This is a genomic window from Candidatus Zixiibacteriota bacterium, from assembly GCA_014728145.1.
Taxonomy (GTDB): Bacteria; Zixibacteria; MSB-5A5; order JAABVY01; family JAABVY01; genus WJMC01.
Map to the genome: position 1 here is coordinate 1 of WJMC01000059.1, position 17,285 is coordinate 17,285.

Here is a 17,285-nt window from a genome sequence, read left to right on the forward strand (position 1 = left end):
GGAATGAAAGAGATAGACTGATGCAACCCTTTACTCGCGCGCCGTTAAAGCCGGCTTCAGCTCGATCAAATCTGGCGTTTCGGATTTTTTTGATCATCGGCTTCATAGTTATTGTATTTGTGTTTATCTATTATAATCAGAGCGTGATCAGCCGACTGAAGGAAAACTCCCTGCGTATGGTCAACCTGAGCATCAAGCTGTTGCAGAGCGAGCTCTCTATGGAATCTTCGGGCGAGGCGACCGGGATCATATTTGATGAGATTATCGCTCCGACGGAGATACCGATTATAATCGCCGACCGCTACAACGAACCCCTCTTTTTCCGCAATATCAGCGGTCTTGAGGAGGAGAGTGTAACCGAGGAGAACCGTCCGGTGCTCAGGGAGATGATCGAGACGATGAACCGTATCAACGGGCGCTTCCCGATCAAACATCAAAACCCGATTACCGGCGAAGAAACGGTCATCAATTACTTCTACTACGGCGATCCGATTCTAATCAAGCAACTGCAGGCCATGCCCCTGATAGAGATCGGACTGGTCGTGATTTTTATAGTCGTCGGTTATGTCGGGTATCGGAATATCAAGCGTTCCGAGCAGAATTTTATCTGGGTCGGGATGGCCAAGGAAACCGCCCATCAACTGGGAACGCCGATATCTTCCCTGATGGGCTGGCTGGAGATTATAAAGTCCGAGTCACCTGAAACTGAGGATACGCAAGCACCGGGATCCTCCGAAATCGATATGAAGGAGATTACCTCGCGGATGGAAAACGATGTCCACAGGTTACAGAAAATAGCCAACCGGTTTTCGCAGATAGGTTCGGAACCGATACTGAGTTCTACCGACCTCAACCAGGTAATTTTGAGCACGGTCGAATATTTCCGCCAGCGACTTCCCTACCAGGGTAATGGAATGAAGATAGAATTCGATCCCGGCCCTCCGGCTCCTGTCAATATAAATGCCGAGCTGGTGGGGTGGGTGTTCGAAAATTTAATCAAGAACTCACTCGAAGCCTGTGATCCGAAGGCCGGAAGAATTCATATATCAACCCGAATAAGCGTTGAAAGAAAGCAGGTCGAAGCTACAGTCGAAGACAATGGCCGGGGAATACCGGCGCCCAGCCAGGGCAAGATATTTCAGCCCGGGTTTACCTCCAAGAAACGGGGCTGGGGGCTGGGGCTCAGCCTGGCGAGACGGATTATCGAACAGCACCACAAAGGCAGGATCAGCTTGAAGATTTCCGAGCCGGGTGAGGAAACAGTGTTTCTGGTTTGCCTGCCCCTCGACCGGAATAGAGGTAAAAACAGGCACGATAACGACAAAACATAGTAGCCGATGTTTTCATGATCAGATAGACAAAGAAGGTTTTATATGCAGTCAAAAGATGAAGCTCGCAGAATTCTCTGGGTCGATGATGAAATCGAACATCTCAAACCGCATATCATGTTTTTGAAGAAAAAGGGCTATGACGTTAGCGAGGCCGCTTCGGGGCATGATGCGTTGGAGCTGATCAAAAAGCAGGCCTTTGACCTGGTGCTTTTAGACGAGATGATGCCGGGGATGGACGGGCTTCAGACCATGCAGGAGATCAAGGAAGTCGATCCCGCTCTGCCGGTCGTGATGGTCACCAAAAGCGAAGAAGAAGACTTGATGGAGCAGGCGATCGGACGACAGATCGCGGATTACCTGACCAAGCCGGTCAATCCCTCGCAGGTACTGATGGTCACAAAGCGAATCTTAGACAGTAAGAAGATCCGTCAGTCGCATTTCTCCCGCGACTATGTTCAGGAATCGGGCAAGCTTCGCGCGCGGTTGTACGGACCGATGGAGCCCGCGGACTGGATCGATACCCATCGCCAACTCAGCCAGTGGGATGTCGCCCTGGATGCTCATCCCGATTCCGGCTTCGCTGAAACCCAGCGTGATCTGCGTCGTGACTGCAATGTCGAGTTTTGTAAATATATCGAAAAAGTTTACCCGCGCTGGATGAAAACTAAGGATCGCCCGGTTATGTCTCCCGGGGTAGTGCGTGAATTTGTCGTTCCGCACCTGAAACGCAAAACACCGGTTTATTTCATCGTTGTCGACTGCATGCGCTATGACCAGTGGCTGACTATCGAGCCGGTGATCGGCGAACTCTTCCAGGTCGAAAAAGACTATTACTTTTCACTTTTGCCGACTGCCACGCCGTTTGCGCGCAATTCGATTTTTGCCGGGGAGTGGCCCGAACAAGTGGCCGAAATCCTGCCCGACCTGTGGCGCAACGCGCAGTCCGAGAAATCATTGAACGCCAATGAAAGGGAACTCCTCGTAAGACAACTCGACCGGATGGCGATTCGTATGCAGGGTGAAATCCGTTACGCCAAGGTCCTGGAACAGAAAGAAGGCGAGCAGTTGGCCAAGCGGATTACAACCTACCAGAATAAATCGATTATGGCTATGGTTTTCAATTTCATCGATCTTCTTTCGCATGGCCGTTCCGAATCCGAGATCCTGCTGGAGGTAGCCCCCAATGAATCCGCTTTTCGCTCTTTGATGAAATCCTGGTTTATGCATTCCTCGCTGTATGAAATCCTTAAATATCTCTCGACTCAGGACTGCAAGGTCATAATCACCACTGATCACGGTTCGATTTTGGCTAACCGTGGCACCACGGTAAAGGGTCGCAAGGAAGCTTCGACTAACCTGCGCTATAAATATGGTGACAACCTGGCCTGTAATACCCGCGAGGTGGTGCTGGTGAAACATCCGGAAAAGTTCCACCTGCCTCGCTTTGGTGTCTCAACAACTTACATCTTCGCCAAGGAAGATCACTATTTTGTATATCCCACACAGTATCATAAGTATGTCTCCAAATACGCCAACACGTTTCAACATGGCGGGATTTCATTAGAGGAGATGGTCCTGCCGGTGATAACGCTCTCCCCCCGGAGATAAGCAATGCGCGCAGTGATCGAGACATCCTCACCCGAGGAAACCCGTCAGTTCGCGCGCAGAATTGCGGGACTGGTATCTTCGGGTACAGTGATCGCCTTAAGCGGTGAACTGGGGGCGGGAAAAACCGTTTTTGCCAAAGGATTCTGCCATGCCCTCGGTTTTGGCGGTAATGTCAGTTCGCCCAGTTTTACACTGGTTAACATCTACCAGGTCGGGACCCTGACGATCAATCATGTCGACTGCTACCGCCTCAACGATCCATCCGAGGTGGAAGATCTGGGACCCGATGAGCTATTTTATCCGGCCGGGATAACCCTCGTTGAATGGGCCGAGAAAGTAAAATCCTATCTGCCCGCAACAACGGTCTGGATTAAAATAGAACTTCTCACGGCAGAATCCCGTCGAATCGAGATCGTCGATCCCCGAACCTGAATTAATTTACTTGCCAGGATGGTAAAAACATCTAAGTTGGTAACATATGCTCATACTGTGTCTGGACAGTTCCGGTCCGTTTTTAAAAACGGGGCTATTCGAGGATCTGAATTGTTTGAACCAGAGTTCATCCGACAGTCGTGGAAACCATTCAGCCCGAATAATACTTCAGATCGAAAATGCCCTGCGCGAATCAGGCCGTAAAATCGATCAGGTCGACCTGATCGCAATAAATCTCGGTCCCGGTTCGTTTACCGGCCTCCGGATCGGATTAGCGGCGGTAATGGGTATCGCCGGTGCGCGGGGTATACCGGTTGTCGGATCAAACGCTTTTGAGATGATCCGGCCGGCCCTCAAGGAGAAGACCGGACACTTCCTGGCGCTGATTGTATGCCGTGGAAACGAGTTCTACTGCGCTGAGTTCGAATCCGATTCCGATCAGGTCAGGCAAATGGGACCTTGCCGAACAGTAACTGTCAAGGATTTCGAGCAATCATCACAAGAATATTTTTTAGTCGGTCAGGGTGCCGGAAGATTTTTTGAGCTCGCTTCTGACGACCTTAGAAAAAGGTTGAGGACAGAACTGGAACACGATGATTTGCCACGACTTGCGGATCTGGCGAGATTGTCTTATACTAAACATCAAAGTGAGAAAAAAGCTCAGGCGGGATTGCCGGAACTGTTTTATCTGGCACCCTCGCAGGCGGAATTAAACTATGCCAAACGACAATCTGAAAATAAGTAGTATTACACCTGCTGATCTGGATGATGTCTACATAATTGAAACTAGCACCTTCCCGGATCCATGGCCGTATGCTATCTTCATTTCCGATTTGGAAGATCCGCAGACTTTCTGCTGGAAAGCGAAAATCGAGAAAAAGCTGGTGGCCTTTATAATTTTTCGACTTGAAAACAAAACCATTCACCTGACAAATATAGCGGTCAGGGAAGATTTTCGACGTAAAAAGGTTGGACATCGACTTTTGAAAAAGTTATTATATAAGGCCAGAGAGTATAAAAGCGAATACATATACCTGGATGTGCGTAAATCCAATCAGGCGGCGATAGATTTCTACCGCCGTTACGGTTTTGAGGTGTTACTTGAAAGAAAGGGCTATTACCGTCGTCCTCCCGAAGATGCATTGGTGATGGTTCTTCAGATGACAGAGAGGTCTGATCGTGGAGTGGTTCAAGAAAGCTCGCGAAGGTCTGATATCGCAGAAGAAGAAGGATATTCCCGAGGGGATCTGGATCAAATGTCCGGATTGCAGTGAGATCCTGTATGCTAAACAGCTCGAGAAAAACCTGCAAACCTGCCCCCATTGCAGTTATCATTTCAAGATAAAAAGCCATGACTATATCCGCATGCTTCTCGACAACGGTGATTTCGAAGAGCATGACCAGGGCTTGATCTCGGGTGATCCGCTCGAATTCAAGGATTCCAAGCGCTACCCTGATCGAATCAAGGCGGCCCAGAAGAAGACCGGGATAAACGATGCTGTCATCTGTGGTCTCGGCAAGATCGACAGCAAGCCGGTCTCGATTGCGGTCATGGACTTCAGCTTCATAGGCGGAAGTATGGGTTCGGTTGTGGGCGAGAAAGTGGCGCGGACGATCGAACGCGCGCTTCAGCATCGAATTCCGCTGGTCGTAATATCGTGCACAGGAGGGGCACGAATGCAGGAGGGTATCCTGAGCCTGATGCAGATGGCCAAAACCTCCGCTCTTCTGGCACGGCTGGACGAAGAAAAGATTCCGTTTATCTCTATTCTCACTAATCCCACCACGGCGGGTGTGATGGCCAGTTATGCTTCATTGGGTGATGTCATCATAGCAGAACCGAAAGCTCTTTTGGGTTTTGCCGGGCAGAGAGTGATCAAACAGACCATCCGGCAGGACCTGCCGGAGGGATTCCAAAGTTCCGAATTTTTTATGGATCATGGTTTTCTGGATAAGATCGTCCACCGCAAAGACCTCCGTAAAACCGTGGCCCTTCTGCTGGATTACATGAACCATGACCTATCCTGAAGCTCTCGAGTTTCTCTATGGTCTCGAGTTGTTCGGGGTCAAGCTCGGACTGGAGAATATTACCAACTTCCTGAAGCGTCTGGATAATCCCCAAAAAAGTTTTCGGGCCATTCATGTTGCCGGCACCAACGGCAAGGGGTCGGTAGCATCAATTCTGGAATCGATTCTGGTAGAAGCGGGATACAGGGTTGGCAAGTTCACCTCGCCTCATCTCTATGATTTCAAGGAACGGTTTCATATCAATAAAAAGAAAGTTGACGAACAAAAGATAGCAGATTTCATTTCCGCACATCATGAATACATCAAGGGCACCCGCACGACATTTTTTGAGACCTGCACCGGATTTGCCTTCGACCTTTTTCGTGAGCAGAAAGTTGACTGGGCGGTGGTCGAGGTCGGCCTGGGTGGCAGGCTGGATGCTACCTCGCTGGTTGAACCGGATCTCACGGTGATTACAAAAATCGCTTCCGACCATACTAAGACCCTGGGTGACACGATCGCTAAAATCGCTTATGAGAAATGCGGTATCCTGAAACAGGGGGTGCCTGTGGTAACTTCCGCTGAGCATCCCGATGCGCTCGAGGTGATCGATCAGCGTTCATCCGAAATGAACGCCCCGCTTTACAAACTAAAACCATCGGAGAAGCTTAAGCTGAAAGCGATAAATCCGGATTTGACTGAATTCAGCTACAGCCCCAATTCCGTCGGGCCGTGCGATTACAGTTCAAACCTGATCGGCCTCCATCAGGCTGAAAACTGCGCCCTTGCGCTACTGGGTATCTATGTGCTCGAGCGGGATGGATTGGTCGTTTCTGAGAAGTCCAGGCGGGACGGTTTGAACAAGGTCTTTTGGCCGGCGAGGATGCAGTTTGTAAACACGCAACCAGATCTGGTTCTGGACTGCGCCCACAATCCTGATGGTGTGGAACGGATGGTTGCAAGCCTTGAACAGATCTATCCCGGCAGAAAGTTCAATATCGTAGCCGGGATGCTTCGCCGTCCGGATTTCCCTTTAATTTTCGAGACCCTTAAAAGAGTGGCCAAATTGGTGATCCTGACGATTCCGGAGCATTCCGGTCGCGCGCCACAGCCGGAGTCATTGGCTCGTGAGGCAATTGAATCACGCCTTAACTTCAAGTTGATCGAGGATGTGCTCGAGGCCTATCGCTACTGTCAAAAGATTACCGCATCGGAAGACCTGATGATTGTGTTCGGGTCACATTTCAGCGTCGGCAGGATCATGAAATATGAAAATATCCCGACTTAATTAATAAAGACGTGTATAATTATTAGATAGTTATGACCTCCGAATCAGAAAAAGGTGTCGAAAAAAGAACGGTTGTCCAGCTCGAGGAACAGCTTTCACAGCATATCTCAGAGCTGACCTCGGCCAACAAGCGTCTCAAGAGAAAGATCTTCGATCTTTACACGATCTTCGAGATCTCGCGTCATCTCAATTCGGTCCTGGACACAACCAGCCTGCTGGATGGTATCATCCTGACCGTGATTGGCCAGATGGGGGTGTCGGGTTGCGCCATATTTACAGTTTCCAAAGATGACAGCGGGTTGGTCCTTTCTAAAAGCAAGGGGTTTGATCTGGAAGAGTCACGACCCTGCCGGATTCCGTTTTCGAGCAAGCTCTACGGTCTGGTCGCGCGCTCTCCCAACAGCACTCATCACCTCTCCGAAATCGAGGTCAAGCTGAAAGAAGCCTGCCCGGAACTGGATATCCTGAAAAATCTGGACTGCGAACTGGTGATCCCGATGAGCCTTAAAAACAAGATCTGCGGGCTCCTGATCGTGGCCGGCAAGATTTCTGGTACACCGTTTTACGAGGATGACAAGGATTTCCTTTCTATTCTGGCCAACCAGCTTTCTGTGGCGGTCGAAAACGCGCGTCTGTTCGAAAGTGAAAAGGAAGCTTACTACCAGCTTTCAAAAGCCCAGAATCAACTGGTCGAAACAGAGAAACTGGCGGCTCTGGGACAACTTTCAGCCCGGGTCGCGCACGAGGTCAATAACCCGCTCGGGATCATCAAGAATTATCTCGAACTGACCCGTCAATCGGCCGAAGACAATAGTGAGATCAATGGTTATGTGGATATTTTAAAAGACGAGGTCAACCGCATAGCTCGCATTGTGCGCCAGTTGCTAGATTTCTATCATCCTCACTCAACGCGGAGGGGAAGGATCGAACTGGCGCGTGTGCTGGATGAGATCGTTGTACTCGTATCAGTACAGCTCGAATCGAAACGTATAGTTTTGAAAAAGGACTATCCTGAGGATTTCGCTTTCGTTTGGGCCTCCTCGGAGCAGTTAAAGCAGGTGTTTTTAAACCTGATTATGAATGCTCGCGACTTTATGCCTGATGGTGGAGAACTCGGAATCAGTGGAAAAATTAAGGATAGCCAGGCGGTAATCGAGTTTTCGGATAACGGTCCGGGGATTGATACGAAACCAATAAATCGTATCTTTGAACCGTTCTTTACAACCAAGAAAAATGGTGCCGGGACAGGTTTGGGGCTCTCGGTTTGTTATGGAATAATCTCAAAACATGGAGGATCAATCAGTGTCAGAAACCGCGAAAGCGGAGGGAGTCAATTTACGATCAGACTACCAATCCATACTGAAGGATAAAGAGGTAAACATTCCCAGGTTGCTGGTGGTCGATGATGAACGCCGTATGGTAGACAGCCTGAAATCTCTTCTCACCAAGCAGGGCTATACGGTGGAAACCGCCTATGACGGCGATGAAGCGGCCGATAAGATTTCTCAGAACCGCTACGACCTGATTATTTCCGATATCAAGTTGCCCAATAAAAATGGCCTGGAATTGCTGAGCCTGGCCCAGAAAAAAGATCCTGACGCTGTGGTGATCCTGATGACCGGGTATGCCTCGCTTGAGTCTGCGGTCGATGCGATCGGGCAGGGTGCTTATGATTACCTGCTCAAACCGGTCGAATTTCCTCATCTCAAGATGGCGGTGTCACGTGGATTGGATAAGCATTTCTCCAACCAGGCCAGAGATGAACTGCTGGAGCAGTTAAAAAGCCAGAATACCGAACTCAATCGCAGGATAGCTGAACTCAATGCCCTCTACAGGGCAGGTCATTCGCTTTCATCGACTATCGAACTGCGTGAGCTTTTGGAACAGATCATTACCATTGCTACCGGTGTAATAGGTGCCAAGGCCGGGTCTGTGATGCTCATCGATACAGATATTAACCATCTCAAGATAAAGGCCTCGATCGGAATCGACCATGATCTTGCTTCGAAAGTCTCACTGCCGTTGGGATCATCAATTGCAGGTACTGTAGCTCAGTCCGGCGAACCTGTCATGATCGACGATATCGAAAAAGACCCCGAGTTCAAGCGCAAGGCGAAAACTACCTATGAATCCAAATCGGTGCTGTCTGTCCCGCTCATTATCAAGGGTGAGGTTATCGGTGTTATCAATCTGACCGACAAGCATGGCGATGAGAAATTCAGCGAGCACGATCTCAAACTGCTGACTACTCTGGCATCGCAGGCCGCAATAGCGATCGATGATGCCCGTCACTTCGAGGAAGCCTCCCGTAAACTGCGCGAATTTGTTGCCCTTTACGAAATCGCCTCTGAACTTCCCAACATGGATGATTTCCAGCAGATGGCGCGCCTCGTGCATTTTCATATCCGCAACATCATGCCGGTCGACATGACCCTCTGGCTCTCGCATGACCAGTCCCGCAACAGCCTGACATTCAATTTCTGGGAGGGCTGGGGCAATGAGCATTTCGAGCAGGTTGAACACGAGGAGATACCCATTACCGGTGAACAACTCGAGAAACATGACAAACGGGCTGAAATCGTACTCGGTTTTCTTAATAACAACCTCCCTATCGAGGGGGAAATCAGGGCGTTTCGGGCGGTGCCCATCTATGCCAAAGGATCTTTCTATGGGCTCTTCTGCATGGGCAGTTTAAGGCAGGCCTCATTCAATGTAGATCATGAGTACCTGGCTTCGATTGTAACCTCCCAGGCGGCTTCGCTCTATGAGCGCCAGCGGGCAATGCTGAACGCCACCCAGTTGATGACAATGGGTAACATGGTCTCCGAAATATCTCATGACCTGCGCAAACCTCTTACCAATGTCAAGGGTGCGCTCCAGATCCTCAAAAACCGCACCGAGGAATCTATGGAAAACAACGAAATCTTTGATATGACTCAGCAGGAGCTTTCAAGGTTGTCCGAGTTGGTGCGCGAACTGGTCGATTTCTCCAATCCCAAAAAGTACCAGACCGAAAAACAACGTGTCGAGGAAGCCCTCGATCGTGCTCTCAAACTTGTCAGCCATGATCTCGAAAAGAGCAAGATCGAACTCGAAACAAACTTCGAGTCGAACCTTCCCCTGGTTTCACTGAACTTTAACCAGATCATTGAAGTCTTCCTGAATATATTTATCAATGCCATCGATGCCATGGGGGCGGAGGGTAAATTGACTGTGTCTGCCTTACGGCATACCGAGAAAAAGACCGGAAAGCAATATGTACAGATACAAGTCAGTGATACCGGCGAAGGTATCGCCCCTGAGGACCTTCAGCGAATCTACGACCGATACTTCACGACCAAGCCGACCGGAACAGGACTCGGGCTTGCTGTTGTGGAGCGTATCATTATGGCACATAACGGATATCTCGATGTTACCTCACGCAAAGGTGAAGGTACTACCTTCTATATCAATCTGCCGATTTCATCATAGTAACCAGGCTCTTCTTGCTATTTTTGTTGACTTTTAGTCAAATAATATGATTTTGCAATTCGTTGCAAGTTTTAGGCATGGTGTTGCTCAACAATATCGTGAATCAGTCGATATATTGTTATAGGTTTTCATTCTCAGGAGTAAGATGAGTAAAGACAAGACCAAATTGCTGATAATCGACGATGATCCCAAGGTCGGGTGGATACTGACCGAAGGATTGGGCGATGACTACGATATCCATCTCGCACGCGATGGTATCGAAGGTATCCAGGTGGCATCCAAAGAGAAGCCGGAGTTGATCCTGTTGGATATCAAGATGCCTGGCATGGATGGTATCGAGGTGCTTCGCAAGCTGAAAAAGGGCGAAGTACCCTCCGAAGTTATCATGCTTTCCGGACACGGCGAGACCAATTATATCGTCGAATCGATACAGCTCGGCGCGGCGGAGTTTATCAACAAACCGTTTGACGTCAAGGAAGTTGAAATTCACCTGCATTCGGTTCTGGAAAAGAGCCAGTTGCGTTCCAAGATAAAAGAATATGAAAAAGAGCTGAAGGCCAAGAACCAGTATGAGTCTTTCGTGGGTGACTCGCCTAAAATGCTGGAGGTCAAAAATGTAATCGAGCAGGTGGCCGACAGCGACCTCACTGTTTTGATCAGGGGGGAATCGGGTACCGGCAAGGAGATCGTGGCCCGTATGCTCCACAGTCTCTCGGGACGCTCATCGGAATCATTCAACAAGGTGAACTGTGCCGCGATCCCGCGTGACCTTCTGGAAGCTGAACTGTTCGGCTATGAGAAAGGCGCATTTACCGGGGCTCATAAAACCAAGCCGGGACGTTTTGAAGTTGCCAACAACGGTACTATATTTCTGGATGAGATCGGGGATATGCATCTCGACTTGCAGTCCAAGCTGTTGCAGGTTCTGGAACAGCAGGAGTTCGTGCGCGTCGGCGGTATACAAAATATCAAGGTCGATGTGCGGATCATCTGCGCCACCAACCGCAATCTCGAGCAGGCTATAGCCGATCAGAAATTCCGCGATGACCTGTTCTATCGTCTCAATGAAATCACGATCTTTTTGCCTCCCTTACGCGATCGTGAGGGCGATGTCTCCCTGCTGGTGGATCATTTCCTGAAAAAGTACAATGTCCTGTATAAAAAAGAATACGCATCGTTATCTCGTGAGACCATGGATAAGCTCGAAAACTACACCTGGCCTGGTAATGTCCGTCAGCTTGAAAACATCATGAAGCAGATCGTGGTACGCGAGGATGAGACCCTGGTGGATGATTTCTTCCGCAATGACGCTGTCCGTACTCCCGGACAGGTGCCCCAGCAGGCTCAAAAGCAACAGCAGAGGGTACCGGTGGCGGCCGGGGTCGAGCATGAGGAAGAGTCTTCCGGCCCGCGGGATTATTCACTGAAAAAGAGGGTATCGCGTGCGGTCGAGGCTGAGGAAGTCGCCCTGATTTCCGAGGTGCTCAACAAGGTCAACTGGAACCGTCGCAAGGCCTCCGAGCTTCTGGATATATCCTACCGGTCGCTTCTGTACAAGATCAAAGAATACAAGATCAACGAGATCAAGTAAGTAGATTTATATCTGCCAGAGGTACTGAATCTTTAAGAAGAATTGCCTGGTCGATTCCTGCATTTTCGATTCACCGTAAAAGAGCTCAAAATCCCTTAATTTGTGAGACGAGCCCAGATAGACAAGCGTGAATGGATTCACTTGATAAGTTATCAGCGGATCGAACTCCCAGGTTTTCGCGAAGTCACTGTAATAAGTGATAAGGCGAAATGAGAACTCGCGTGTGAGTTGCAGGTCTATTCTTGTGCTGGTGTAGTAGCCTTCGGAAAGCGTGCGGTCCGAATCGGGATCGGAATACCTGGTGTATTGATATGAGGGCGATACAAACAGCCTGTCGAGCGGTTTGATTGTCGCATTTACATAGATCGAGATCTCATCGCTCATTTTCGGTGTGGCCGGAGTAACTCTCCAGAGCGATTTGCCGTAACTCAACCTGAAGCCGATATCGAGTTCATCGATAAAATGTGTGTTAAGATCTGCATTGAATCTCCTGATTCCATCAAACATGTATCCTGAGAAGTTCTCCCGACCCACCAGATAACTGATATTGACAGACGATTGGCCCGGTAGTGTTATCCCGCCTCCGGCCTGAGCCGATTCATCTTTTCGTTCGCCGTCATGATTCCACCCGCGTTCCACGTAAGCCCAGAGGTTGGCCTGGGCGACGATATCTGATTTTGGGTAGAATACATATTTAATGCGAGAGTCCACCAGGCGGCTGTCGTTTGAATTCTCGAATCCGTTGGCAGTTCTCAATGTGGGTGATTTTTCACGGTAATCGATATTGAAGTGGATGTTTCTTCCCATCCGTTCGAGACTGGTGTAGAATCCATGTCCCCAGAATGACTCATTATCCAAAGCCAGGGTATACCTGCCGTTATCGAAATAGATATTACCGTAGAAATCCGGCAACAGATTTTTATCCTGCTCATCGGTATGCGATGCGACGGCTTGAATTTTGATCTTATAATTCTTGTTTAATTTCCAGGCACCATCCAGGCTGATCAAACTTCCGCTTCCGTCATCTTCGTAGCGACGATCGGTCACCAGTAGACCGAGATGAGATTCCAGGCCGAATGTCTGCCTGACACGCAGGATATTAGACATGCTTTCGCCTGCCTCCACCCTGGTACTGAAATCCTCGGCAGGCAAAAGAAGTGGCGAACTTTCATCATAAGCGGATAAAAATGCAATATTGAGATCGTTCATGCGACCGATAAATTTGCCCGCGAATAACGGGTCGTTGATCGAGCGCGTGTAGACGACATCCAACCAGGTCGAAAACAGATCGGAACCCTCCTGGAAGAAGGGTCGATGTTCGGGAAGAAAAACAGCGAAAGGTGAATTAAGATCGATCTGCAATGCACCCGATTCGATCTGGCTGAAATCAGGATTGATGGTCGCTTCGGCAGTCATATTAGAGGAGATGTCATATTTGAGACCCAGTGAGGCCTCGCCCATGATATCGCCTTCGACCCATTCAGATTCGCGGTCAATATATGGTACCCGCTGACTGCTCTGATAACTGACGAAAGCGGGCAACAGTTCGATACTTTTACCGGGCATGACTTCTTTTATGCCACTCACCAGGCCCCACTGGCACGGCCAGCAGGGGTTATCGCGATCGTAGGCCGCCCATGACATCTGGTAGCGATGCTGACGGGGATAATTGCGCAAAAAATCCATCCGCCAGGTCTGTTGATCCGTTCGCGGGAAGCTCATGCTCGAAAATGGGATTTTCATCTCAACCTGCCAGCCGGAATCGGTAACCATCCCATTCGAATAATAAATCATATCGTAAGACCTGTCCCGGCCTCCTTCGCGTGACCAGAGCGCGTCCCATTGGATGCCGTTGGGCGTGGCCCCGAATTCATAAGCCCAGGCGCCGTTGTTATATGTGTCGATCATCACGATCACATTGTCAGCTCCACCGGAATTGTCCCTGACACCAAAATAATTGCGTACCTGGTGCGGTTCATCATGGCAGATAAAAGCTATATACAGGTGGTAATCATCGTAAGTCATCAGCACCTCGGTCTCAACGGGTGGTCTGATCTGGTCACCTGGAAAGTGTTCGTGAAACTTACTGATCCGCGCGGCATTGACCCAGCCCGAATCATCGAGCCTGCCATCGATTACAAAACTGCTGTCTGTACTGCTGACCGTGAGTGTCGGGTTGTAGGTGGGAATAAATTCCTCGCCCGACAGTGGAACAGTTACCGCGCTCAGAAGAACTGACAGAACTGATAATAATATTATATGATCATGGTGCCCGCCCATTTTCATGTACAAACTATACAAAATTTTTTTCGGCACTGAAACAAAAAAATGAACAAACTCGCAAATATCATGTTTTTTTCTTTATCTTTTTTGAATAACCGTTTACTTACTGGGTAATTTAAGTAACCTTATAAGTAACGAAACTCAAAATGGTTTGTGACGTACAGGTTTTCTAACAAGCTTGAATAGGAACAGCATTTCGATTAAATAAAAGGCAACGATGATTGAAGCACAAAACCTTGCAAAGGTTTTTAAAGACAAAAAGCGCGGTGAAGTCCGGGCTGTCGATGATGTCTCTTTTAACTGCAACGATGGTGAGGTATTCGGCCTGCTCGGTCCCAATGGCGCTGGCAAGACCACCACTTTGAGGATGCTTTCGACAGCGATCAAGCCGACTTCCGGCAAGGCCCTGGTCGATGGTATCGATGTCACTAAAAATCCACGCGAGGTACGTACCAGGATCGGATTTCTTTCCGGCAACACCGGTCTTTATGCGCGCTTGACCGCGCGTGAGATGGTTGCTTATTTCGGCAGTCTCTACGGCCTCTCTAAAGCTGAAATCAAGACTCGTATAGACAAGCTGTTTACTCTTCTGGACATGCATGATTTCGCGGATTCCCGTAATGAGAAGCTGTCGACCGGCATGAAACAGAAAGTCTCGATCGCGCGCTCGGTTTTGCATGATCCCCCCGTGATGGTTTTCGATGAACCCACCAGCGGACTGGATGTGATGAGTTCGCGCAGTATCGTCGACTTTATCCGGCAGTGCCGCGAAGACGGCAAGTGCGTGATTTTTTCGACTCATATCATGAGCGAGGCCACCCGTCTTTGCGACCGGATTGCGGTTATACACAAGGGCCGACTGTATTTTCAGGGAACCGCGGACGAGATGCTGAAGCAAACCGGCCAGGACAACCTTGAAGATGCTTTCATGAAAATCGTGGAGAAATAAAAGTGCGCCTGGAAAAGATATTTATAATCTTCAGAAAAGAACTCAAGGACACCCTGCGCGACCGTCGTACCATGATCTTCATGTTGCTGGTTCCGATTGTCGCGATTCCGGCTTTGATGCTTTTCATGTCGAACATAATGATCAGTACTGTATCCAAAATCCAGGAGGAGAAGGCTCATGTCGTGGTCGAGGGGATGCAGTATCTTCCGGCCGATCTCCGTGATTCGCTTCTTTCCGCAGGCAGGTTGAAAATTGACAGCACGACGTCATTTGTCGAAAAAAACCTGCTGGATTCATTACGAAGCGGTCAGTTCGATGCACTGGTTGTGATTCCGGAGAATTTTGACCGGGCTATTGAAATCGAGTCACCGACCGAAATTGAAATTTATTACGATCGGGCTGAGATGAAGTCCGACTTTGCGCTCGATAAAATCCGTGATATACTTACCCCATATAAACAAAATTTGGTTGAAAGCCGTCTCGCCAGCCGCGATCTACCCCCGGAAATACTGACCCCGTTCGAGGTCAGCCGGCAGAATGTCGCTTCGGCCAAAAAAGTTGCCGGTAAAGAGATGGGCGGGATGTTGCCGTATCTGATCATCATTATGTGTTTTCTGGGGGCCATGTACCCGGCGATAGATTTGGCCGCCGGTGAAAAAGAACGTGGCACACTCGAAACACTTCTGGTTTCACCCGCAACCCGGGGGGAGTTCGTGATCGGCAAATACCTGGTGATATTGACAACGGGAGTGGTCGCCGCGCTTTTGGCGATGGCCAGCCTGACTTACTCTATTAACTATTTTGCCGACAGCCTGATGAGCGAGATCGGAGACATTTTCGCCCTCCAGTTCGATATTCAGACGGTTGTCATGATTCTGCTGATGATTTTGCCTCTGGCCGGGCTGTTTGCCTCGATTCTTCTCTCCCTTTCGATCTTTGCCCGGTCGTTCAAAGAAGCCCAGAGCTATATTACCGCCCTGAACATGTTCATTATTTTGCCTGCGTTTGTCTCGTTTCTGCCCGGTTTCGAGCTGGACTACAAGCTGGCCCTGGTACCGGTTCTGAATGCCAGTTTGATTATGAAAGACGCGATTGCCGGTACGATCCAGTGGAACCTGGTGATAGTCGCCTTTGTCTCGACTTTATGCCTCTGCATACTGTCATTGTACTTCTGCAAGCACTGGTTCGAACGCGAGCAGGTATTATTCCGCACCTGATACAGTTTCCATTTTTCGATTTGACATCTCAAAATTTATAATTAAGTTGAAATCTAAACGTAATTAGATATATTACAGTTAATTAGGGTATTAACTGATTTATGTCAGTATTAACGCTTTTGGGAATCAAAACCCATTGATAACCATTTATAATGAAATCAGAACACAAGATCATATTGCTTGCAGTTTCACTCGGATTAGCTGTCTGGGTCCTCGATACTATTCTCGATTTCCTGTTTTTCGTAAAAGGAGATTTCACAGATCTGCTTATCCTCAATCTCTCCGTTCATGAGATTTTCATGCGCCTGACCGTTTTTATAGTATTCCTCGTTTTTGGAATACTGATGGCTAAGCGTGCTATCCGTGAGCGAGAGCTTCGTCAGGACCTCCAAAAGAGCGGAGAGGAAATGGCGGTAACACTAAAAAGTATTGGGGATGCTGTTATCGCGACTGATAAAAACGGCAATATTCAATTTATGAATCCGGTGGCGGAGTCGTTGACCCGATGGACCATTTCTGAGGCTTTCGGTGAACCGATCGAGCGGGTATTCAACATAGTCAACGAACAAACCGAGGAAAAGGCTCCAAATCCGATAGAACGGGTTCTGAGAGAAGGGAAGGTTGTGGGCCTGGCCAACCACACTGTACTGGTTGCAAAAGATGGGAAACGCTGGCCGATCGATGACTCCGGTGCGCCGATCAAAGACGATCGGGGTAAAGTAATTGGAGCTGTATTGGTATTTCATGATATCACCGAGAGGCGTAAGTCCGAAAAACAGATCAACCATCTGAATGAGGTCCTGAAGGCGATTCGCAATGTCAACCAGCTTATCACCCAGGTAAAAGACCGCGATGAGTTGCTCGATGGCGTATGTCGTGAGCTGGTTAACACCCGTGGCTTTAACAGTGCCTGTATTGTTCTCGAGGACGGCGTATCCCGCTATGTTGCAAGTTCTGAAATCGGAAACTCAGCAGTTGAAGTACAAAAACAGTTCCAACAGGGATACGTACCATCCTGTTTTAAACAGGTTCGTGAAAAGGATGATGTCCATGTGATAAAAGAACCGAAGGAATACTGCCGGGGATGTCCCGCTTCCGGAATGTTTGA

The 17,285-nt window shown here is 48.9% G+C and carries 14 protein-coding genes; 13 read left to right on the forward strand and 1 reads right to left on the reverse strand.

The annotated features are described in order from the left end of the window. The first annotated feature begins 20 nt into the window (after positions 1-20). The 10 genes from GF404_03305 to GF404_03350 all read left to right on the forward strand — a co-directional run bounded on the left by GF404_03305 (position 21) and on the right by GF404_03350 (position 11,728). Entirely contained in the window at positions 21-1,331 is a 1,311-nt protein-coding gene (locus GF404_03305; GenBank protein ID MBD3381205.1) for a two-component sensor histidine kinase, read from the forward strand. Between the two features lie 42 nt (positions 1,332-1,373). Next, complete coding sequence (locus tag GF404_03310; protein ID MBD3381206.1) at positions 1,374-2,939, forward strand: response regulator; 1,566 nt, start codon at positions 1,374-1,376, stop codon at positions 2,937-2,939. A 3-nt stretch (positions 2,940-2,942) separates the two neighbouring features. Then, complete coding sequence (gene tsaE, locus GF404_03315; protein MBD3381207.1) at positions 2,943-3,371, forward strand: tRNA (adenosine(37)-N6)-threonylcarbamoyltransferase complex ATPase subunit type 1 TsaE; 429 nt, start codon at positions 2,943-2,945, stop codon at positions 3,369-3,371. Between the two features lie 46 nt (positions 3,372-3,417). After that, positions 3,418-4,116: a tRNA (adenosine(37)-N6)-threonylcarbamoyltransferase complex dimerization subunit type 1 TsaB gene (gene tsaB / locus GF404_03320; protein ID MBD3381208.1), complete on the forward strand. Its 699-nt coding sequence runs from the start codon at positions 3,418-3,420 to the stop codon at positions 4,114-4,116. Then, the gene (gene rimI, locus GF404_03325) at positions 4,088-4,645 is read left to right on the forward strand and encodes a ribosomal-protein-alanine N-acetyltransferase (GenBank protein MBD3381209.1); all 558 of its coding nucleotides are present in this window, start codon (positions 4,088-4,090) and stop codon (positions 4,643-4,645) included. Before tsaB ends, rimI begins: the two co-directional genes overlap by 29 nt. Beyond that, positions 4,551-5,399, forward strand: coding sequence for an acetyl-CoA carboxylase carboxyltransferase subunit beta (locus GF404_03330; protein ID MBD3381210.1), 849 nt, complete (start codon positions 4,551-4,553; stop codon positions 5,397-5,399). Before rimI ends, GF404_03330 begins: the two co-directional genes overlap by 95 nt. Continuing rightward, positions 5,386-6,666 (forward strand): hypothetical protein, encoded by a 1,281-nt coding sequence (locus GF404_03335; GenBank protein MBD3381211.1) that lies wholly within the window; start codon positions 5,386-5,388, stop codon positions 6,664-6,666. The genes GF404_03330 and GF404_03335 overlap by 14 nt, the downstream gene beginning before the upstream one ends. Positions 6,667-6,698: 32 nt before the next feature. Continuing rightward, positions 6,699-8,036: a hypothetical protein gene (locus GF404_03340; GenBank protein MBD3381212.1), complete on the forward strand. Its 1,338-nt coding sequence runs from the start codon at positions 6,699-6,701 to the stop codon at positions 8,034-8,036. Next, on the forward strand, positions 7,954-10,137 hold the full coding sequence (locus tag GF404_03345) for a GAF domain-containing protein (protein ID MBD3381213.1): 2,184 nt from the start codon (positions 7,954-7,956) through the stop codon (positions 10,135-10,137). The genes GF404_03340 and GF404_03345 overlap by 83 nt, the downstream gene beginning before the upstream one ends. 145 nt (positions 10,138-10,282) lie before the next feature. Beyond that, complete coding sequence (locus GF404_03350) at positions 10,283-11,728, forward strand: response regulator (GenBank protein MBD3381214.1); 1,446 nt, start codon at positions 10,283-10,285, stop codon at positions 11,726-11,728. A 6-nt stretch (positions 11,729-11,734) separates the two neighbouring features. On the opposite strand, the gene GF404_03355 is transcribed toward GF404_03350, so the two are convergent. Then, a complete protein-coding gene (locus GF404_03355; protein MBD3381215.1) occupies positions 11,735-14,014 on the reverse strand; it encodes a hypothetical protein in 2,280 nt (759 codons plus the stop codon). A gap of 214 nt (positions 14,015-14,228) precedes the next feature. On the opposite strand from GF404_03355, the gene GF404_03360 reads away from it, so the two are divergent. The 3 genes from GF404_03360 to GF404_03370 all read left to right on the forward strand — a co-directional run. Continuing rightward, entirely contained in the window at positions 14,229-14,960 is a 732-nt protein-coding gene (locus GF404_03360; protein ID MBD3381216.1) for an ATP-binding cassette domain-containing protein, read from the forward strand. Then, complete coding sequence (locus tag GF404_03365) at positions 14,957-16,177, forward strand: ABC transporter permease subunit (protein ID MBD3381217.1); 1,221 nt, start codon at positions 14,957-14,959, stop codon at positions 16,175-16,177. Before GF404_03360 ends, GF404_03365 begins: the two co-directional genes overlap by 4 nt. 152 nt (positions 16,178-16,329) lie before the next feature. Then, the coding region (locus GF404_03370) for a PAS domain S-box protein (GenBank protein MBD3381218.1) at positions 16,330-17,285 on the forward strand (956 nt) is incomplete at its 3' end.

Bases quoted from the DNA above. Each gene is read 5' to 3' on its own strand.
- GF404_03305 (MBD3381205.1), top strand. From the start codon at position 21: ATGCAACCCTTTACTCGCGCGCCGTTAAAGCCGGCTTCAGCTCGATCA.
- GF404_03310 (MBD3381206.1), top strand. From the start codon at position 1,374: ATGCAGTCAAAAGATGAAGCTCGCAGAATTCTCTGGGTCGATGATGAA.
- tsaE (MBD3381207.1), top strand. From the start codon at position 2,943: ATGCGCGCAGTGATCGAGACATCCTCACCCGAGGAAACCCGTCAGTTC.
- tsaB (MBD3381208.1), top strand. From the start codon at position 3,418: ATGCTCATACTGTGTCTGGACAGTTCCGGTCCGTTTTTAAAAACGGGG.
- rimI (MBD3381209.1), top strand. From the start codon at position 4,088: ATGCCAAACGACAATCTGAAAATAAGTAGTATTACACCTGCTGATCTG.
- GF404_03335 (MBD3381211.1), top strand. From the start codon at position 5,386: ATGACCTATCCTGAAGCTCTCGAGTTTCTCTATGGTCTCGAGTTGTTC.
- GF404_03340 (MBD3381212.1), top strand. From the start codon at position 6,699: ATGACCTCCGAATCAGAAAAAGGTGTCGAAAAAAGAACGGTTGTCCAG.
- GF404_03345 (MBD3381213.1), top strand. From the start codon at position 7,954: ATGGAGGATCAATCAGTGTCAGAAACCGCGAAAGCGGAGGGAGTCAAT.
- GF404_03350 (MBD3381214.1), top strand. From the start codon at position 10,283: ATGAGTAAAGACAAGACCAAATTGCTGATAATCGACGATGATCCCAAG.
- GF404_03355 (MBD3381215.1), bottom strand. From the start codon at position 14,014: ATGAAAATGGGCGGGCACCATGATCATATAATATTATTATCAGTTCTG.
- GF404_03360 (MBD3381216.1), top strand. From the start codon at position 14,229: ATGATTGAAGCACAAAACCTTGCAAAGGTTTTTAAAGACAAAAAGCGC.